General features: G+C 64.7%; 18 protein-coding genes. 14 read left to right on the plus strand and 4 right to left on the minus strand.

Annotation, left to right across the window (positions count from 1 at the left end; genetic code table 11):
- Positions 1 to 8: 8 nt before the first annotated feature.
- Positions 9 to 1,382, minus strand: coding sequence for an APC family permease (locus ACWIHY_RS03845; RefSeq protein WP_454373987.1), 1,374 nt, complete (start codon positions 1,380 to 1,382; stop codon positions 9 to 11).
- An 88-nt stretch (positions 1,383 to 1,470) separates the two neighbouring features.
- Here ACWIHY_RS03845 and ACWIHY_RS03850 point away from each other — a divergent pair, with 88 nt between their 5' ends.
- Both ACWIHY_RS03850 and ppgK read left to right on the plus strand, forming a co-directional pair.
- Positions 1,471 to 2,460, plus strand: a complete 990-nt coding sequence (locus tag ACWIHY_RS03850; protein WP_454373988.1) for a 4-hydroxy-3-methylbut-2-enyl diphosphate reductase — start codon at positions 1,471 to 1,473, stop codon at positions 2,458 to 2,460.
- 54 nt (positions 2,461 to 2,514) lie between these two features.
- Positions 2,515 to 3,255: a polyphosphate--glucose phosphotransferase gene (ppgK, locus tag ACWIHY_RS03855; RefSeq protein WP_454373989.1), complete on the plus strand. Its 741-nt coding sequence runs from the start codon at positions 2,515 to 2,517 to the stop codon at positions 3,253 to 3,255.
- 28 nt (positions 3,256 to 3,283) lie between these two features.
- Here ppgK and ACWIHY_RS03860 read toward each other — a convergent pair whose 3' ends face one another.
- A complete protein-coding gene (locus tag ACWIHY_RS03860) occupies positions 3,284 to 3,874 on the minus strand; it encodes a DUF6542 domain-containing protein (RefSeq protein ID WP_454373990.1) in 591 nt (196 codons plus the stop codon).
- 229 nt (positions 3,875 to 4,103) lie between these two features.
- On the opposite strand from ACWIHY_RS03860, the gene ychF reads away from it, so the two are divergent.
- The 6 genes from ychF (at position 4,104) to ACWIHY_RS03890 (ending at position 7,642) form a co-directional block, all read left to right on the plus strand.
- Positions 4,104 to 5,192 carry a redox-regulated ATPase YchF gene (ychF, locus tag ACWIHY_RS03865; protein ID WP_454373991.1) on the plus strand — a complete coding sequence of 363 codons (1,089 nt, stop codon included), beginning with the start codon at positions 4,104 to 4,106 and terminating at the stop codon, positions 5,190 to 5,192.
- Between the two features lie 368 nt (positions 5,193 to 5,560).
- Positions 5,561 to 5,788, plus strand: a complete 228-nt coding sequence (locus ACWIHY_RS03870; RefSeq protein ID WP_454373992.1) for a hypothetical protein — start codon at positions 5,561 to 5,563, stop codon at positions 5,786 to 5,788.
- Entirely contained in the window at positions 5,772 to 6,284 is a 513-nt protein-coding gene (locus ACWIHY_RS03875; RefSeq protein ID WP_454373993.1) for a DUF6879 family protein, read from the plus strand. Before ACWIHY_RS03870 ends, ACWIHY_RS03875 begins: the two co-directional genes overlap by 17 nt.
- Positions 6,281 to 7,114 carry a helix-turn-helix domain-containing protein gene (locus tag ACWIHY_RS03880; RefSeq protein WP_454373994.1) on the plus strand — a complete coding sequence of 278 codons (834 nt, stop codon included), beginning with the start codon at positions 6,281 to 6,283 and terminating at the stop codon, positions 7,112 to 7,114. The genes ACWIHY_RS03875 and ACWIHY_RS03880 overlap by 4 nt, the downstream gene beginning before the upstream one ends.
- A 58-nt stretch (positions 7,115 to 7,172) precedes the next feature.
- Positions 7,173 to 7,421 (plus strand): hypothetical protein, encoded by a 249-nt coding sequence (locus tag ACWIHY_RS03885; protein ID WP_454373995.1) that lies wholly within the window; start codon positions 7,173 to 7,175, stop codon positions 7,419 to 7,421.
- Entirely contained in the window at positions 7,421 to 7,642 is a 222-nt protein-coding gene (locus tag ACWIHY_RS03890; RefSeq protein ID WP_454373996.1) for a DUF7848 domain-containing protein, read from the plus strand. The genes ACWIHY_RS03885 and ACWIHY_RS03890 overlap by 1 nt, the downstream gene beginning before the upstream one ends.
- On the opposite strand, the gene ACWIHY_RS03895 is transcribed toward ACWIHY_RS03890, so the two are convergent.
- Together ACWIHY_RS03895 and ACWIHY_RS03900 are read right to left on the minus strand one after the other, a co-directional pair.
- Positions 7,596 to 7,907: a hypothetical protein gene (locus tag ACWIHY_RS03895; RefSeq protein WP_454373997.1), complete on the minus strand. Its 312-nt coding sequence runs from the start codon at positions 7,905 to 7,907 to the stop codon at positions 7,596 to 7,598. The genes ACWIHY_RS03890 and ACWIHY_RS03895 overlap by 47 nt on opposite strands.
- 246 nt (positions 7,908 to 8,153) lie before the next feature.
- Positions 8,154 to 8,627, minus strand: a complete 474-nt coding sequence (locus ACWIHY_RS03900) for a hypothetical protein (RefSeq protein WP_454373998.1) — start codon at positions 8,625 to 8,627, stop codon at positions 8,154 to 8,156.
- 343 nt (positions 8,628 to 8,970) lie between these two features.
- Here ACWIHY_RS03900 and ACWIHY_RS03905 point away from each other — a divergent pair, with 343 nt between their 5' ends.
- The 6 genes from ACWIHY_RS03905 (at position 8,971) to ACWIHY_RS03930 (ending at position 18,594) form a co-directional block, all read left to right on the plus strand.
- Positions 8,971 to 11,406 (plus strand): type I restriction-modification system subunit M, encoded by a 2,436-nt coding sequence (locus ACWIHY_RS03905; RefSeq protein ID WP_454373999.1) that lies wholly within the window; start codon positions 8,971 to 8,973, stop codon positions 11,404 to 11,406.
- A complete protein-coding gene (locus tag ACWIHY_RS03910; protein WP_454374000.1) occupies positions 11,403 to 12,614 on the plus strand; it encodes a restriction endonuclease subunit S in 1,212 nt (403 codons plus the stop codon). Before ACWIHY_RS03905 ends, ACWIHY_RS03910 begins: the two co-directional genes overlap by 4 nt.
- Positions 12,607 to 15,699 (plus strand): type I restriction endonuclease subunit R, encoded by a 3,093-nt coding sequence (locus ACWIHY_RS03915; RefSeq protein ID WP_454374001.1) that lies wholly within the window; start codon positions 12,607 to 12,609, stop codon positions 15,697 to 15,699. Before ACWIHY_RS03910 ends, ACWIHY_RS03915 begins: the two co-directional genes overlap by 8 nt.
- A gap of 34 nt (positions 15,700 to 15,733) precedes the next feature.
- The gene (locus ACWIHY_RS03920) at positions 15,734 to 16,414 is read left to right on the plus strand and encodes a M48 family metallopeptidase (RefSeq protein ID WP_454374002.1); all 681 of its coding nucleotides are present in this window, start codon (positions 15,734 to 15,736) and stop codon (positions 16,412 to 16,414) included.
- A 210-nt stretch (positions 16,415 to 16,624) separates the two neighbouring features.
- Entirely contained in the window at positions 16,625 to 17,317 is a 693-nt protein-coding gene (locus ACWIHY_RS03925) for an ATP-binding protein (RefSeq protein WP_454374003.1), read from the plus strand.
- A gap of 26 nt (positions 17,318 to 17,343) precedes the next feature.
- Positions 17,344 to 18,594: a hypothetical protein gene (locus ACWIHY_RS03930; protein ID WP_454374004.1), complete on the plus strand. Its 1,251-nt coding sequence runs from the start codon at positions 17,344 to 17,346 to the stop codon at positions 18,592 to 18,594.
- The last annotated feature ends 317 nt before the right edge of the window (positions 18,595 to 18,911 follow it).

Genomic DNA, 18,911 nt, shown 5'->3' on the forward strand with positions numbered 1-18,911 from the left:
TACGCAGGCTAGCCTCCGGCACCGACACCGGGACCGGTCCGGCGCCCCCGTTGCACGGCCACCACGGCCAGCCCCGCCACCAGCCACAGCGCGCCCACGGCCTGCGCCGCCGCCGACGCCTCCACGATCACCGCGACCGCCACCGCGGCCCCCAGCACCGGCAGCAGCACGTGCCGCCACCACACCGGCGGCCCCTCCATCCGCCGCACGGCGAACCAGCTCACCACCGACACGTGCAGCAGCACGAACGCCGTCAGGGCACCGATGTCGACCACCGACACCAGGTGGTCCAGCCCGTCGTCCCGCCGCGACGCCCACACCGCCGCCACCAGCGTCACCACGGCCGCCACCCCCAGCGCGAGCCGGGGCACGCCCGAGGCGGAGTCGACCTTCGCCAGTACACGCGGCAGCCGCCGCTCCCTGGCCATGGCGAACAGCAGCCGCCCGGCCGCCGCCTGCCCCGCCAGCGCCGCGAACGCCGCGCCGACCGCCTTGCTCACCGCCACCAGATCACCCAGCCAGGTCCCGACCGAGGTGTCGAGCGCGTCGTAGAACGCCGTCCCCTGCTTCCCCGGATCGGCGGCGAGCTCCGCGGCCGACACCGGCTGGAGCAGCGCCGCCAGATACGTCTGCGCCACGAACAGCATGCCCGCCAGCGCCAGGCAGAACAGCACCGCCCGCGCCACCCTCGCCGAACCGCCCGTCACCTCCTCCGCGAACGAGGCGATTGTGTCGAACCCGAGGTACGACAGCACCGCCACCGACACGGCGCCCACGACCGCCGCGAGGGAGAAGCCGCCCGCGGAACCGTCGCCGGACAGCGGCGACAGCCAGCCGCGCCGTGCCCCGTCCTGCACGAGCACCACGACCGCGGCCACCATGAACACCAGCAGCACGACGATCTCCATGGCCAGCACCGCGAAGCCCACCCGCGCGGCCGCCCGTACGCCCCGCATGTTCAGCCCCGTCGTCACCACCACCGCGAGCGCCGTCCACACCCACTGCGAAACGGCCGGCACGAGCGCGTGCATCGCGATTCCCGAGAAGAGGTAGGCGACCGCGGGGATCAGCACGTAGTCGAGCATCGCCATCCACCCGGCGATGAACCCGGGACCCTCGCCGAGCGCCTTGCGGGCGTACGCGAAGACCGAGCCCGCCTGGGGGGCGACCCGCACCATCTGGGCGTAACTGAACGCGGTGAACGCCATCGCGACCGTCGCCACGACATAGACGAGTGCCACCGCCCCGTGCGACTTGGCGTCGAGCGTCCCGAAGACGCCGACGGGCGCCATGGGGGCGATGAAGAGCAGCCCGTAGACGACGAGATCGCGGAATCCGAGACTCCGCCGCAGCACCTCCGTCTGCTTCGCGGTCACGGTCATCGCGCCTCCGTACGTTAGAACCAGGCGTCCAGTCTTGATCACCGAGGTGGTCTCCCGCGTCCCCCGGCCTTCGTGGCGCGGCCTTACGATGGTGGGCATGACTGCTACCGCCGCCCGTCGTGTCCTTCTCGCCGCTCCTCGTGGCTACTGCGCGGGCGTGGACCGTGCCGTGATCGCCGTGGAGAAGGCCCTGGAGCAGTACGGGGCGCCGATCTACGTCCGGCACGAGATCGTCCACAACAAGTACGTCGTGCAGACCCTGGAGAAGAAGGGCGCGATCTTCGTGGACGTGACGGCGGAGGTCCCCGAGGGCTCGATCGTCATGTTCTCCGCGCACGGCGTCGCGCCGACCGTGCACGAGGAGGCCGCAGAGCGGAAGCTCGCGACGATCGACGCGACCTGCCCGCTGGTCACCAAGGTCCACAAGGAAGCCGTCCGCTTCGCCAAGGAGGACTACGACATCCTCCTGATCGGCCACGAGGGCCACGAGGAAGTCATCGGCACCTCCGGCGAGGCCCCCGACCACATCACCCTGGTCGACGGTCCCGAGGACGTCGCCCATGTCTCCGTGCGCGACGAGTCGAAGGTCGTCTGGCTCTCCCAGACCACGCTCTCGGTCGACGAGACGATGGAGACGGTCGACGCCCTGAAGCAGAAGTTCCCGAACCTGCTCTCGCCTCCCAGCGACGACATCTGCTACGCCACGCAGAACCGTCAGATCGCGGTGAAGAAGCTGGCCGAGGACGCGCAGCTCGTCATCGTCGTGGGCTCCAAGAACTCCTCCAACTCGATCCGCATGGTCGAGGTCGCCCTCGATGCCGGAGCCCCCGCCGCGCACCTGGTGGACTTCGCCGACGAGATCGACGAGGCGTGGCTGGAAGGCGTCACGACGGTCGGTCTGACCTCCGGTGCCTCGGTCCCGGACGTGCTGGTCGACGGCGTACTGGAGTGGCTGGCCGAGCGCGGCTACGGCGACGTGGAGACCGTGAAGACCGCCGACGAGTCGATCACCTTCTCGCTGCCCAAGGAGCTGCGCCGGGACCTGCGCGCGGAAGCGGCCCGCCTCTCCGGCAAGTGATTTCCGGCACGATCTCCGACACCACTGTCGGTGGCACACCGTAACGTTGAGTCCATGAACGTGTTCGGAGTGGACATCGGCGGATCCGGCATCAAAGGCGCTCCCGTGAACCTGGAGCGAGGCGACCTGGCGGAACCGCGGCACAAGGTACTGACCCCGCAGCCGGCCACGCCCGACGACGTGGCCGCGTGTGTGCGGGAGGTCGTCGGCAATTTCGGCTGGTCGGGGCCGGTCGGCATCACCTTCCCCGGTGTGGTCACCGACGGCGTCACGCGTACCGCGGCGAACGTCGACAAGGGCTGGGTCGACGTCGACGCGCGCGCCCTGCTCGGTGACCGCCTCGGCCTGCCGGTCACCGTGCTCAACGACGCCGACGCGGCCGGCGTCGCCGAGATGACGTTCGGCGCGGGGGCGGGCCGCAAGGGAACGGTCTTCCTGCTGACGTTCGGTACGGGCATCGGCAGTGCGCTCTTCATCGACGGCCACCTCGTGCCCAACACCGAGCTGGGCCACCTTGAGCTGAACGGCCACGACGCCGAGAAGCACGCCTCCACGAAGGCCAAGGAGGACGAGGACCTGAGCTGGGAGCACTGGGCGCACCGGGTGCACAAGTATCTGGCGCACGTCGAGATGCTGTTCTCGCCGGAGCTCTTCATCATCGGCGGCGGGGTGAGCCGCAAGGCGGAGAAGTTCCTGCCGCTGATCAAGGGCATCCGCGCGGAGATGGTCCCCGCCCAGCTGCAGAACAACGCGGGGATCGTGGGCGCGGCGATGGCGGCGCGCGCCGCCTCCTAGCGGCGCGTCACCGGGGTGCGCGGGCGGCCTACTCCACCGGGTCGGGGGTTCCGCGTCTGGCCGCGCGCTGGGCGGCGGCCTGTGCGGCGGCGTGGGCCGCCCGGCGCCGCGTCATCAGCCGCACCTTGCGTACGGTCGCGATGAGACCGGCGACGAGTGTGCCGCCGTACAGCCAGCCCGCGTGTACGGCGAGCGCCGTGACCACCGCCATGATCTGGCTGCCGAACCCGGCGGCGCCCCCGGCGATCGGCACCAGACCGACGGCGAAGGCGATGGGGACGGCGATCGGCGCAGTGACCAGGTCGGCGGGCCGCACCCACAGTGCGGTCAGGGCGCTGACCGGCAGGAACAGCAGTCCGTACACGATCGGCGAACCGTCGAACAGGAACCGGTCGAGACAGCCGAGCACCAGCATCACGGCGGAGGCGAACAGCCCGCTGCCCAGCCCGGTCAGCCGGGGATTGGGCAGCCGTCGCAGGGCCAGCACGACGGGCGGGACCGCACGTGCCGGTCTTGCCGTCACCCGGTAGACGGCGGCGTCGGCGGACCCGCCCGACGGGAGCAGGGGGGTCTGCGACCGCTGCTGGGGACGAGGGGGACGTGCCCTGTGTTGCTCCACCCGGACAACGTAGGTCGCGGGGAGGGAGGAATCAGGCGCAGGACACGCCCTTTGGCCGACCTTGGCCCTGCGTTCGATGCCACGTGGCCGATCGGAGGCCTCCGCAGGGGGCCCGCCGGGCTCCCTGCGGACCCCCGCCAGGTTCCCGTCGTCGGCCCCACTCCGCCCGCCCGTAAACTGGGGGATCGGTCCACTCCCGGGCCAGTCCTCACTCCAGGAAGTCGCCAACGTGTCGCTCACGATCGGAATCGTCGGCCTGCCGAATGTCGGCAAGTCGACCCTGTTCAACGCCCTGACCAAGAACGACGTGCTGGCGGCCAACTACCCGTTCGCCACCATCGAGCCGAACGTCGGCGTCGTCGGCGTCCCGGACCCCCGCCTCGCCAAGCTCGCCGGGATCTTCAGCTCCCAGAAGATCCTCCCCGCCACCGTCGACTTCGTCGACATCGCCGGCATCGTCCGCGGTGCCTCGGAGGGTGAGGGCCTGGGCAACAAGTTCCTGGCGAACATCCGCGAGTCCGACGCGATCTGCCAGGTCATCCGTGCCTTCAAGGACGAGAACGTCGTACACGTCGACGGCAAGGTCTCGCCGAAGGACGACATCGAGACGATCAACACCGAGCTGATCCTCGCGGACCTCCAGTCGGTCGAGAAGGCGGTCCCGCGTCTGACGAAGGAGTCCCGCCTCCAGAAGGAGAAGGTCGCGGTCCTGGCGGCGGTCGAGGAGGCCCAGAAGATCCTCGAGGCGGGCACGACCCTCTTCGCGGCGGGCATCACGGCCGGTACGGAGAAGGGGCAGCTCCTCCACGAGCTCCACCTCCTCACCACCAAGCCCTTCCTCTACGTCTTCAACGTCGACGAGGACGAGCTGGTCGACGAGGACTTCAAGAACGAGCAGCGCGCGCTCGTCGCCCCCGCCGAGGCGATCTTCCTCAACGCCAAGATCGAGTCCGAGCTGATCGAGCTCGACGACGAGGAGGCGCTGGAGCTTCTCCAGTCCATGGGCCAGGAAGAGCCCGGCCTCGCCACCCTCGGCCGCGTCGGCTTCGACACCCTGGGCCTCCAGACCTACCTGACGGCAGGCCCGAAGGAGACCCGCGCCTGGACCATCAAGAAGGGCGCGACGGCTCCCGAGGCGGCCGGTGTGATCCACACCGACTTCCAGAAGGGCTTCATCAAGGCCGAGGTCATCTCCTTCGCCGACCTGGTCGAGACCGGCTCGGTCGCCGAGGCCCGCGCGAAGGGCAAGGCCCGCATGGAGGGCAAGGACTACGTCATGCAGGACGGCGACGTGGTGGAGTTCCGCTTCAACGTGTAGTGCCTGATTCCTTGATCGGCCGAAGTGGCTGGTTAGGGTAGGAAACCCCAGGTCAGGGGCCAGATCTTCGGATCTGGCCCCTTCCTGTTTTCTCCGGTGGATTCAGCCCTTTTCCGGGTCGTGTGCTGACTTGGTGCTGACTCTGGGGAGGGGGCTGGGTCGGTGATGACCTGGGCTTTCGAAGGGGCAGCGAGGGCGCCGGGACATCCCTGGCGAGAGGCGGAGGGCCGAAGTCCTCAGCGGCCCGCTCGCGGGCCCTCTTTATGCAAGAACGCGCATAGTCACGAGAGTGCATAGACGGCCGTGCATGGCGTCCGTACCGTCGTTCTGGACGGCTCCGGCAGAGGGCCGCGGACTTGGGGGTTCACGTGTCCGAGCGCACTGGATTGACCCGGCTGACGGGCGGAGACGACAAGAACGGCAGCGGAAGCGGGGCGTGCGGACAGGGTGACTGCCCGAACGTGTACCGCACCGAGAAGGGGAGCATCGTCGTGCAGGGCGACTTGTTCGACGGCTTCACGCCCCCGCAGGGGGAGGGCCTGGTGGAGATTCCGGAGAGCGTGTTGCGGGAGGCAGTCCGTGCTCTTGGCTGGTGAGAAGTGGCAGGCGAAGTTCAGCGAGTTCACGAGTGAGGCGTGGCGGCTGGAGACACGCCCCGTCTACCGCGTCCCACAGGAGGCGGACGAGTTCTCCCGGTTCCTCGCGGGGGAGCGGTTCCCCGGCCCGTACGAGGACGACTGGACGGCGCTGATCCGCAGGCACCGCGAGACCGGCGGGACGATCGGCCGCGTCCATGTGGTGACGCGTCCGCTCTCGGACTACCTGCGCTTCGAGTTCGAGCGGTACTACCGCCATCAGGCTCCGGTCGGGGAGGACATCCGCATCCTCGACGTCACGGACCGGACCAACCCCCTGGCAGGTGTCGACGACTTCTGGATGTTCGACCGCTCCACGGTCGTCCTGATGAAGTACGCCGACGACGGGACGCAGATCGAGCGGGAGCTGTACGAAGGTGATCCCGCCCCGTTCCTGGAGCACCAGCGCATCGCGCTCGCTGAGTCGGTTCCGTTCCTGGAGTACGTGACTGCGTGACGTTCGAGCCCGAGCAGCTCGGCCAGTCCGCTCAGGAACTCGCCGCCACGCTGCGGAAGCTGCGCAAGCAGGCCGGTCTCTCCGGGGACCGGCTTGCCGCGCGCTGCAACATGTCGCAGTCGAAGGTGAGCCGCATCGAGAACGGCAAGGTGCGCCCCACGCTGGTGGACATAGAGCGTCTGCTCACCGCTCTGGAGGCCCCGCCGGCGCTGGTGGCCGAGGTGTCGGCGTTGGCCCGTATCGCCGCGACGGAGTGGCAGGACGCGCGCTCGATGCGTCGCAAGGGCCTGGACAAGAAGCAGCTCGAACTGGCAAGTCTGGAAGCGTCCTCGGCCCACTTCCGGTTCTTCCTCCTGTCCATGCTCACGGCCCTGCTGTCGACCCCGGAGTACATCCGGGCCAGCCTGGAGCACATCCCCGGTGACCACAGCCGTGCAGTGGCGAAGAAACTGGAGCGGCAGGACGTTCTCTACGACCGCCGCAAGCAGTTCACATTCCTCGTCACCGAACAAGCTGCGCGCTCCCCCTTCGTCCCTCCGGACGCGATGGCCGTGCAACTGGACCGGCTGGCGTCGCTCACGCACCTGCCGAACCTGCGCCTCGGCGTGCTGCCCCTGAACAACCGGCTGCCGGGCTGCCCGCTGAACACGTTCACCGTGTACGACGAGCGCTTGGCGACGGTGGAGACGACCACCGGGGTCATGGTCTTCCGCGACCCACGGGACATCCGGATGTACCTCGACGAGTTCGCCGGGTACGAGGAGCGGGCGCTCTTCGGTGAGGACGCACGGGACCGCCTTGCGGACTGGGCCGCGGCCTTCCGAAGCTGATCTTTAGTCCAGGACGTGACTGAACCTCGATGACGTCCCTGCCTGCGGGAATGATGCCGTGGCATCGGAGAACCGAGGCGGGGAGGCGTACGAGATGCGCGATACGTACGAAGCACAGACGACGATGTCCGAGACGGTGGCGCTGTCCCTGCCACCGGTACGCCCGGAGCCCGTCGCGGGCTGCCGGGACTGTCTTGGCTTCGCGGTGCAGCGGGTCAACGCGGGGTCGGTCGGGGACTACTCCAAGGTCTCGGACATGAATGTGACCCTGCGGGCGCACCTGCGCGACGTGCACGGGGGCGAATAATGACCCGCGCCGTGCTGCGGTATGTGACGCATCGGATCACCCAGCACCCGGACACCGACGTGACGTTCGAGGCCGAGTGTCTCCGTTGCGAGTGGACGGCGCGCCCATCGGAGGACGGGGCGGCCGTGGACATCGAGTGCATGGCGCATACGGGACGCAGCGGCCACCAGGGATTCAGGCGTGTGTGTACGTCGTTCGCCCTGGTGGTGAGGGCGGGGTGACGGAAGAGGCGCACGCCAGGAACGGTCCGGCGGCCTTGCTCCACGACTCACCCCGCGCGAGAGCGATGGCCCCCTCGGTGCGCAGGGAGGCGACCACGGGCGCGAGGAAGTCGGCCCGCCATTGCTGCACGGTCTCCGGCTTCATGCCGCTGGCATCGACCGCAGCCCCCACTCTGGTTTCAAGGATGTCCGCTCCCCGCGCGATGTCGTCCCCGGTCCACTCGTCCACGTGCTGGACTATCAGCGCCCATGACAGCTTGATCATGAGCTGGATGGTAGAGGCGTAGGCAGGGAGTGAGGAGGAGGCGAAGGGGGTGGGGTATGACCCCTTGGCCGTGTGCTTCTTGGCCGCTGTGTCTTAGCAGCTCGGAATCTGCCACGGTTCCAGGGGCGACAAGACACACCCACACGCAGCGTTAAGACGATAGATATATGCAGCTCAGCGGCTGCGAGGCACCTCGCAGCACCGCCTTCGGCACTGCATAGGAATGCTGCGGCTAGCAGAGCTAGCTCACACACTCAGGCCGAAGTCTTCGGGCTCGGGGCCGCCACGGGAGTGTGGTTTCCGATAGGTCTTTCCAGGGGGCAAGTCACCTCCTCCAGCGCGGCGGTAGTTCTCCTGCGCCGTCGTACTAGCCTGACGATCGCCGAGGTCCACGAGGGCACCCTTCACCTGATGCGGTTCGGGACCCTTCCGTTTCGAACCCTCGGCCGTAAGAGCGGGGGCCGTATCGGCGTCCTCGGCTACAGCGACAGGAGGCAGCTCGATGCCTTCGTCGTCGCCCCGCCCATCGGCGAGAATCTCCAGCAAGGCAAGCGTCCCGACGAAGACCGCGGAGACCAATGCCTCGTTCTTGAGAAGGGTCTTTCCGGCCCGCACGACTCCGGCAACGCGCCTCTTTGCAGCGCTACCCCTGCGCGGGGTTTCGTCAGGCCCGGTAGCGGCCTGGTCGTTGACCTCTGAGCTCTCTGGGAAGTCGTCCACCCGAGTAGAGCTACCGGATCCAGACCTCAGCTGTCAGGCGATTCCCGACATCGCCCTGCCAAGGTTCGCTAGGTCCAGGGGCGGTCTCCTGAGCGCCACATCCGTTGCCGCCTTCGCTCTGTGGGCCGCTCGCCGGGCGGCTCTGCTCGGAGACGATGCGAGGTGTCTCTTCCCGTACAAGGCAGCCCCGCCCCATTCTCTACTACGCTTCCCGCGTGGACTCGGCCGCCGCTTGTGTGGAACTCACATCGACGGCTGGAGACGGCCGCGCGACGTGCATCACGCCGCAGGCATCAGGGTTGGCGGCCCGCGCGACCGCCATGACGTACCGGGAAGAAGAGCCTTGGCCCTCAAGAAGACAGACCTCTACAGCTCACTCTGGAAGAGCTGCGACGAGCTGCGCGGCGGGATGGACGCCGGCCAGTACAAGGACTACATCCTGACGCTGCTCTTCGTTAAGTACGTCTCCGATAAGGCGAAGGCGGACCCCGACAGTCTCATCGACGTCCTGCCCGGTGGCTCCTTCGACGACATGGTGGCGGCCAAGGGCGACAAGGAGATCGGCGACCGCTTCAACAAGATCATCAGTCGGCTTGCCGAGGCGAATGATCTGCGGAACATCATCGACCTCGCTGACTTCAATGACGAGGAGAAGCTCGGCAAGGGCAAGGAGATGCAGGACCGCCTCTCCAAGCTCGTCACGATCTTCAGCGACCTGGACTTCCGAGGCTCCCGAGCCGAGGGTGACGACCTCCTCGGCGACGCTTATGAGTACCTGATGCGTCACTTCGCCACGGAGTCCGGCAAGAGCAAAGGCCAGTTCTACACCCCTGCCGAAGTATCCCGTGTCCTGGCCAAGGTCGTCGGCATCACGAAGGACACCCGCCAGGACCAGACGGTCTACGACCCGACCTGCGGCTCCGGTTCACTTCTCCTGAAGGTCGCTGCCGAGACTTCACGCGGCATCACGATCTACGGCCAGGAGAAGGACAACGCCACGTGGGCGCTGTCCAAGATGAACATGATCCTGCACGGGAACGAGGATGCCGAGATCCTCAAGGGCGACACCATCACCAGCCCTCAGTTCACCAGCGGCAACGCTCTCCAAACGTTCGACTTCGCCGTGGCCAACCCGCCGTTCTCGATCAAGTCCTGGAGCAACGGCTTGGAGCAGGAGTACGGCCGCTTCGAGTACGGCCGGCCGCCGGAGAAGAACGGTGACTATGCCTTCTTGCTGCACATCCTCAAGTCGCTCAAGAGCACGGGTAAGGCGGCGATCATCCTCCCGCATGGCGTGCTCTTCCGCGGCCATGCCGAAGCCGACATCCGCCAACGCCTGCTGAAGCAGGGGTTCATCAAGGGCATCATCGGCCTCCCCGCGAACCTCTTCTACGGGACTGGTATCCCTGCCTGCATCATCGTTCTGGACAAGGAGAACGCCGTCGGCCGCACCGGCGTCTTCATGATCGACGCGTCCAAGGGCTTCATCAAGGATGGCAACAAGAACCGTCTCCGCAGCCAGGACATCCACAGGATCGTGGACGTCTTCACGCGGCAGACCACGATCGACCGCTACTCGCGCATGGTTCCGCTGTCGGAGATCGCCGATCCGAGGAACGACTACAACCTCAACATCCCGCGCTACATCGACTCCTCCGAGCCCGAGGACATCCAAGACCTCCACGCACACCTGCACGGTGGCATCCCCGACCGCGACCTCGACGCGCTCAGCGGCTACTGGGATGCCTTCCCGCAGTTGCGATCTCAGCTGTTCCAGCTGAACCGTCCTGGCTACAGCGACCTGACCATCGACGTCCGCCAGGTTCAACAGGCGATCCTTGACTCGCCCGAGTTTCAGAAGTTCACCGAAGAGGCCCGGGAGCTCACCACTGAGTGGTTCGCCGCCCATCGCAAGAAGCTTGAAGGGATCGACGAGGCCACTCGGCCAAATGACCTCATCGCGATCCTCGGTGACGACCTGCTGGCCCGATTCAAACCGGTGTCTTTGCTGGACGAGTACGACATCTACGAACAGCTCATGACGTACTGGCACGACGTCATGCACGATGACGTCTTCATGGTCATGAACGACGGCTGGCTTGAAGCCGCCAAGCCACGCAAGATCGTGGTGGACAAGGACCGAAAGCTCTCCGAGACCCCAGACCTCGTGGTGGGTGCAGGGCGCAGCGCTGAGAAGTACAAGATGGACCTCCTCCCGCCGAATCTGATCGTTGAGCGCTACTTCGCCAAGGAACGTGCTGAGGTCGATGAGCTCATGTCGGTATGGGAGGAGGCGAGTCGCCTGGTCGAGGAGTACGTCGATGAGCATGCTGTCGACGGCGGGCTCCTGGCGGAAGCGATGGATGACGAAAAGATCAATAAGGCGCTCGCCGCGGCCCGGCTGAAGAAGGCGCGACATGAGAATACAGATGCAGACGAAGTGGCCGCTCTGTCGCATCTGATCAAGCTCTACAACGCGGAGGCGGTAGCGAAGAAGGCGGCCAAGGAGGCGGAAGCTGCGCTCAGTCTTGCCACGCTGAAGAAGTACGGTGACCTCACCGAGAGGGATGTGCAGGCGCTTGTGCTGGATGCTAAGTGGCGGTTCACGGTCACAGCGCGCGTTACCTCCGAAGCTGAGGCCCTAACGCTCGTCCTGGTGACCCGAATCCAGCAGCTTGGCGACCGCTATGCGCAGACTGTTGGTGCACTCGCAGTCGAGTTGGAGAATCTCGAATCCAAGATTGCGCAGCATCTGTCCAAGCTGGGGGTTGAAGCGTGAATGCTATTAGTGGTAGTTCCCGTGCGCGAGGTCCCCGGTGGGGCAGGGTATCCCTTGATGTAGTTGCCACGCGGGGGAGCGGACACACTCCCAATAAGAAGCGTGCAGAATACTGGAACGGAAACATCCCTTGGGTATCGCTCAAAGATACATCCAGGTTGGACCGGGGGGTGATTTCGGAAACGACCGAGAGTATCACGAGTGCGGGCTTGGCTAATTCTTCAGCAGTGATGCACCCTTCGGGCTCGGTAGTTCTGCTCCGAGATGCTGGCATTGGGAAGAGTGCCGTTCTTCAGGGTGACATGGCCGTAAGTCAGCACTTCATGGCCTGGAATTGCGGCCCTCGACTCGATAACTGGTTTCTCTATTACTACTTTCAGTCAATGAAGGCTGAGTTTGAGCGGATTTCTAACGGCAGTACGATCAAGACCATCGGACTCGATTATTTTCGGCAGCTCACGGTCCCGCTCCCTGATCTTGAAGAGCAGCGTCTGATTTCTCAGGTGCTTATTGATGTCGATGGATTGACTGCCTCTCTAGAACGGGTTATTGCTAAGAAGCAGGCAGTCAAGGATGGGCTCATGCAGCAGCTCCTTACGGGCCGGACTAGATTGACGGGTTTTGCAGGCCGATGGCAAGAGGCTGCGCTGGGTGACGTCGCCATTGTCAACATGGGGCAATCTCCGCTTGGTTCGTCATACAACAGGGAGCGGCGGGGGCTTCCGCTTGTTCAAGGAAACGCTGATATTAAAAATCGGCGTACTGTCGATCGCCTATGGACAACGAACCCAACGAAGCGGTGTCAAAGAGATGACATTATTCTCACGGTGAGGGCGCCAGTTGGATATGTGGCGACCGCATCTCGCGATGTATGCCTTGGTCGTGGCGTCTGTTCAGTCACCGCTGGACCTGATAATCGATTTATCTTCCATGCCCTCGTGTATGCCGAGTCGAGATGGGAAAATATCCAACAGGGGAGTACTTTCACTGCGGTAAACTCGAATGAAGTCCGTTCTTTTACCATCGCGTGGCCAAGTGATCGCCTAGAGCGGCATGCGATTGCTTCGGTGCTCGATGACATTGACAGTGAGATTGCCGTGTTGCACTGTCGACTCGCCAAGGCGCTGGATCTCAAGCAAGGCATGATGCAGGAGCTGCTCATGGGGCGGACACGCCTATCTGCCCAGAGGGGAACGACGAATGAGTGACGTCGGGCAGGTTGAGCGCGAGGCCCAGAAGCGGATTGTCCGGTTGTTCAAGGAGCAGTTGACCTACCGCTACCTCGGCAACTGGGAGCGCCGCACTGGCAACTCGAACATTGAGGTCGAGCTGTTGGAGTCAAACCTCCAGGCCCGCGGCTACGACAGAGGGCTCGTCACTAAAGCGATTGAACAGCTCAAGAAGGCTGCCGCGCTCGGTGGCGGCCGTGACTTGTACGAGGCAAACCGCGCCGTCTATGAGTTGCTGCGCTACGGGGTCAAGGTGAAGCCGGGCGCCAGTGAGCAGTACAAATCAGTCTGGCTCATCGACTGGAACGCTCCACAGGCCAATGACTTCGTCGTCGTGGAGGAGGTGACGGTTGTCGGGAAACAGACGAAGCGGCCCGACATCGTGCTCTACGTCAACGGCCTGGCTCTGGTGACCTTGGAACTCAAGCGCTCCCGGGTCGCCGTGAGCGAGGGCATCCGGCAGACCATCGGGAATCAGAAGCCTGAGTTCATCCGGTCGTTCTTCTCCACCGTCCAGATTGTGCTCGCCGGCAACGACGTGGAGGGCCTGCGCTACGGCGTCATCGACACGCCTGAGAAGTACTGGTTGCAGTGGAAGGAGCCCTCCGACGTCGAGGAGCCGTTGGACCGAGCGCTACTCCAGATGTGCGGCAAGGAGCGGCTGCTTGAGCTGATCCATGACTTCACCGTCTTCGACTCTGGTGTCCGCAAGGCATGTCGTCACAACCAGTACTTCGGCGTCAAGGCCGCGCAGGAACGTATCGGTCGACGTGAGGGCGGCATCATCTGGCACACCCAGGGCTCGGGGAAGTCACTCACGATGGTGTGGTTGGCGAAGTGGATCCGGGAGCATCAGAAGGATGCACGAGTCCTGTTGATCACCGACCGCACCGAGCTGGACGAGCAGATCGAGAAGGTGTTCAACGGCGTCAACGAGCAGATCTATCGCACCAGTAGTGGCGTGGATCTTCTGGACACTCTGAACAAATCCGCCGAGTGGCTCATCTGCTCTCTTGTCCACAAGTTCGTTAGCTCAGCGGATGGTGGGGACGGAACCGAGGCGAGCAACGCGTTCATCAAAGAGCTCAAGGCCAGGGTCCCCAAGGGCTTCAAGGCTAAGGGAAACCTCTTCGTTTTCGTCGATGAGGCCCACCGCACCCAGTCCGGCAAAATGCACGACGCGATGAAGGACCTGCTGCCGGGCGCCATGTTCATCGGGTTCACGGGAACGCCGCTGCTCAAGGCGGACAAGGCCACCAGCATGGAGACCTTCGGGTCGTTCATCCACACGTACAAGTTCGACGAGGCCGTCGAGGACGGCGTTGTACTTGATCTGCGCTACGAGCCCCGCTCCATCGACCAGCACCTCACGTCGCCGGCGCAGGTGGACAAGTGGTTCGAGGCCAAGACCAGAGGCATGACCGACCTGTCCAAGGCGGAGCTGAAGAAGCGCTGGGGCACGATGCAGAAGGTCGTCTCCTCCGAGCCCCGGGCGAAGCAGATCGTGCAGGACATCCTTCTCGACATGGAGACCAAGCCCCGCCTGATGGACGGGCGGGGCAACGCGATGCTCGTAGGCGAGAGCATCTACCAGGCGTGCAAGTTCTACGAGCTGTTCTGCAACGCAGGCTTCCGGGGGAAGTGCGCCATCGTCACAAGTTACGCCCCGCGTCCCGGCGACATCTCCAAGGAGGACTCCGGCGCAGGCCAGACGGAGAAGCTCCGCCAGTACGACATCTATCGCAGGATGCTCGCCGACCACTTCGGAGAGTCCGAAGACGTTGCCATGACAAAGGTCGAGCAGTTCGAGAAGGAGGTCAAGCGGCAGTTCGTCGAGGAGCCGGGCCGCATGCGCTTGCTCATCGTGGTCGACAAGCTCCTGACCGGGTTCGACGCCCCGAGCGCGACGTACCTCTACATCGACAAGAAGATGAGTGACCACGGCCTGTTCCAGGCGATCTGCCGGGTCAACCGCCTCGACGGGGACGACAAGGAATTCGGCGGCATCGTCGACTACCGGGACCTGTTCAACTCTCTTCAGGGCGCCATCACCGACTACACCTCTGGTGCACTTGATGGGTACGACCCGCAGGACATCGAGGGCCTGCTGACCGATCGGATCGATAAGGCGAAAGAGGCTCTCGATGAGGCGCTGGAACGAATCCGCGCGCTCTGCGAGGCGGTCGCGCAACCCCGGAACACGCTCCAGTACCAGCAGTACTTCTGTGCGGCAGAGCCGGGCAATGCCGAGCAACTCAAGGCCAACGAGCCCAAACGAGTCGAGCTCTACAAGGCCGTAGCCGCGGTCACGCGGGCCTTCGCCAACTTGGCCAACGACATGGGAGCAGCCGGGTACACCAGCCAGGAGATTGAGGACATCCGGGCTGAGATTCGGCACTACACCGCTGTCCGCGATGAGGTGAAGCTCGGAGCCGGCGAAGACGTCGACTTCAAGCAGTACGAGGCTGGCATGCGGTTCCTCCTGGATACCTACATCCAGGCAGATGCGTCCGAGACCGTGTCCGACTTCGAGGAGACCGGGCTCGTCCAGCTCATCGTCGAACTCGGCGCCGGAGCCCTCGACAAGCTGCCGAAGGGAATCAAGAACAGTCCCGAAGCGGTCGCCGAGACGGTCGCCAACAACATGCGCAAGCTGATCGTTGAAGAGCATGCCACGAACCCGAAGTACTTCGACAAGATGTCCGAGCTGCTCGACGCCATAATCGAGGAACGGCGCAAGGGCGCGATCGAGTACCAGGACTACCTCGCCAAACTCCTGGAGGCTGCCGCGCAGCTCGGCAGCGGAGAATCAGGCGACGCCTACAAGTACCCTGCCTGGGCCAATAACGGGGCGCAGCGGGCGCTGGTTGACTTCTTCCTTCCCGACGAGCGGCTGGCTGTCGAGGTCGACACGACGGTGCTTCACTCCAAGCCGCACGCGTGGGTGGGGAACCCGTTGAGGGAGCGGCGGGTCCGCAACGCGCTCAAGCGAACACTGCCCGATGACTTCGATCGGCTTGACGAGCTCTTCGAACTGGTGAAAGCACGGCATGAGTACCACTAGCTCCCACCTTGCTGTTCGGGGCATCGATGTCCAGGTGATCTACAAGGACATCAAGAACCTGCACATCGGTGTCTACCCCCCCATAGGTCGTGTTCGTGTAGCTGCCCCTCAGCAGCTGGATGATGATCAGGTTCGCCTGGCCGTCATCCAGCGGTTGCCATGGATCAAGCGCCAGCAGGACCAACTGCGTTCAGCCCAACGGCAGTCGGTGCGTGAGATGGTCAGTGGCGAGTCCCACTACGTCTGGGGCGTGCGACGTCGCCTGAAGGTTATTGAGCGACCCGGGCGCCCGCACGTTGAAATCGACGGCGACCGGATGCTGCTGTACGTGCCTATCGGTACGAGTGAGGAGCGCCGCCGCGAACTACTCGACCGGTGGTGCCGCGAGCAACTCCGGCAGGCTATCCCTGCTCTCATCGAGCGCTGGGAGTCGAAGCTCGGGGTTTCGGTGCCGTGGTGGGGCATCCGGCGGATGAAGACCAAGTGGGGCTCCTGCAACCGGGAGACTCGCCGTCTGTGGTTCAACTCCGAACTGGCCAAGAAGCATCCAGAGTGCCTTGAGTACGTCGTCGTGCACGAGATGGTCCACTATCTCGAACGGGGGCATGGCCAGCGCTTTGTCGAGTTGATGGATGCCTTGCTGCCGGACTGGCGCAGCCGCCGCGATGGCTTGAACGCGGCACCGCTCTCTGACGAGCTGTGGGCGGGACGTTGAGTGCGGCTGGAGTTGCTCGGGCATGGACGGGGCCTCCACTGCGGCAACAGTCCGGCACCCGTTCTGGAGGGCGCAGAGACGGTGGACGTACTTCCGCCGCTGGAAGACTTTGAGTGACGTTTATCAGGTATCCGAGTTAATGATGAGGGAAGCGTCCCGCTTCCTCCTGAAATCCATTAGATGACGATGACGAGGAAGGTGCTGGACCCCATGGCGAAGCTTCGGTTGACCGTAGGGCGGGGCCACGTCGAGGAGCTTGCTCGGCTGCGTCATCCCGTTGGAGCCATCGAGGAGCTGATCTGGAACTCGCTCGATGCGGATGCCGAACACGTCACCGTGGAGCTTGAGCGCAACGACTTCGGTGGCGTCGACCGAGTTGCCGTGATCGACGATGGAACCGGTATCGACGCGGAGAAGTGCGGCGACTACTTCGAGCAGATCGGTACGTCGTGGAAGAAGCGGGCGCAGGCCAGCGAGGTCAAGAAGCGCATGCTGCACGGGAAGAACGGTCGTGGCCGGGTTCGGGCGTTTGCTCTCGGCAGTGAGGTGCGCTGGACCAGCGTGAGCGGGGTGCGAGGGAGCCGTCGTCGTGTCGTCATCGAGTCCGATCGCAGCTCTATGGATGAGTTCGATGTCAGTGATCCAGAACCGACGGCCGAAGTGACAGGGACTGCCTTCGAGGCGTTCGGCGGCGAGGATCTCCAGAAGCTGACCGAGGACGCCGCCCGGACCGCACTGACCGCCGCCTTCGCCCTTCATCTGGAGGCGTACCCGGACATCTGCATCACCTACGACGGGACGCGGCTGGACCCGGCTTCAGAGCAGGTTCACGTCGACACGTACGAGGTGGCCGCTCCGTCAGGAAAATCATCGAATGGTCGCGTCCGTACTCCCGCGCCCTGATCCTTTGCGACGGCCGAGGTATGTCCTTGGCGCAGCTGAAGCCGGAGATCCAGGCTCCGGGCTTCCACTTCACGGCGTACCTGTCCTGGTCGGGGTTCGAGGACGATTCGGTCGGCGACCTCGCCTTTGCCGATTGGACACCGGAAGGGCCCGCTGCCGAGGTGCTGGCCGAAGCTCGGGAGCGGATGCGTGAGCACTTCCGTTCCCGGGCCGACGAGCGTCGTCAAGAACTCGTCGACTCGTGGCGCGCGGAAGGTTTCTACCCGTATACCGGTGAGCCTGCCAACGACCAAGAGCGTGCGGAACGCGAGACCTTCGATGCAGTGGCCACCGCGGTCGTCCGGCACCTGCCGGCGAGCAAGAGGGCACAGAAGGTGTCCTTCGCGCTTCTGCGCTCGGTCCTGACCCATGAGCCGGGCGAGGTGCTGCGCATCGCCGAGGAGCTCTTCGCGCTCTCCAAGCAGGAGCAGACGGAACTCAGCCGACTGTTGGACCGTACGCCGCTGTCTGCCCTGATCAAGGCGTCGACGGCGACGACCGGACGTCTCGACTTCCTGTCGGCTCTGGAGCACCTTGTTTTCGAGCCCGTGGCCAAGGGGCGGGTCAAGGAGCGCACGGAGCTGCACCGAATTCTGGAAAACGAATGCTGGATCTTCGGCGAGGAGTACGGTCTTCACGTCAGTGACCGCAGTCTGAACGAGGTGCTCAGGCAGCATTGCCGCCTTCTCGGTCGGGATGCGCCGGCTCCGGACCCCGTCCTGAGAGAGGACGGGAGCAAGGGCATCATCGACCTGATGCTGTCCCGTGCCGCCCGGCAGCGGAAGGGAGAGCGTCACCATCTCGTGGTGGAACTCAAGAGGTCGAGTGTCGTGCTTGGTATGACCGAGTTCTCGCAGATCAACAGCTATGCGCAAGCGGTCATGAGCGACGACAGGTTCCGGGATCCGAAGGTGACCTGGGACTTCTGGCTCGTCGGTAACGCCATGGACGACAGTCTCCGGCAACTCGCCCATCAGTCAGGCCGGGTCCCCGGATGCGCTGTTGAGCAGCCGACGTTCCGGATCTGGGTACGCACCTGGGGCGAGATCATCGAGGACGCCCAGGAGCGGCTCCGTTTCTACAGCGAGCAGCTTGAGTACCAGTCCTCGACGGAGCACGCCATGGACTATCTGATCAGGGAGCACGCCGATACGGTCGTGGACCTGGTGAACGACGGCACAGTCCCCGCGGCGAGGTCGGGGGACAGCGATTCGGTCGGAGTTGCCGTCACCCCGTGAGGGGTGTCTTGGGGTAGATCGACGTTGTACGCAGTGGCGGACTGGCAAGGTCGAAGATCTAGAGCAAGGCGTGAGCTTGAACGTCTCCAGATGAGGGGGCCGCCCCTGCGGCCCGAGGAAGGCAGCGGCGAAGAGGCCAGCGCGGAAGGGGAAGCTGAGCCTGGCGAGCCGTCCTCTTGAAGAACGGCCGACAGGCCGCTTCCTGGTTGAACTGCTTCACCGCTTCTCGTACTTGCTCTTCGCCGCTGCATAGGCTCGCGGCTTCGCCGCTAGACGTTCTCGCGTAGTTACGCAAGGCGTCTTGCTCTTTCAGCGGC

The sequence above is a fragment of the Streptomyces sp. NPDC055287 genome, from assembly GCF_053646035.1.

What these genes read in the sequence shown, in the direction of transcription:
- ACWIHY_RS03845 (WP_454373987.1), bottom strand. Translation starts at nt 1,382, where the DNA reads ATGACCGTGACCGCGAAGCAGACGGAGGTGCTGCGGCGGAGTCTCGGA.
- ACWIHY_RS03850 (WP_454373988.1), top strand. Translation starts at nt 1,471, where the DNA reads ATGGTGGGCATGACTGCTACCGCCGCCCGTCGTGTCCTTCTCGCCGCT.
- ppgK (WP_454373989.1), top strand. Translation starts at nt 2,515, where the DNA reads ATGAACGTGTTCGGAGTGGACATCGGCGGATCCGGCATCAAAGGCGCT.
- ACWIHY_RS03890 (WP_454373996.1), top strand. Translation starts at nt 7,421, where the DNA reads ATGACCCGCGCCGTGCTGCGGTATGTGACGCATCGGATCACCCAGCAC.
- ACWIHY_RS03895 (WP_454373997.1), bottom strand. Translation starts at nt 7,907, where the DNA reads ATGATCAAGCTGTCATGGGCGCTGATAGTCCAGCACGTGGACGAGTGG.
- ACWIHY_RS03915 (WP_454374001.1), top strand. Translation starts at nt 12,607, where the DNA reads ATGAGTGACGTCGGGCAGGTTGAGCGCGAGGCCCAGAAGCGGATTGTC.
- ACWIHY_RS03925 (WP_454374003.1), top strand. Translation starts at nt 16,625, where the DNA reads ATGGCGAAGCTTCGGTTGACCGTAGGGCGGGGCCACGTCGAGGAGCTT.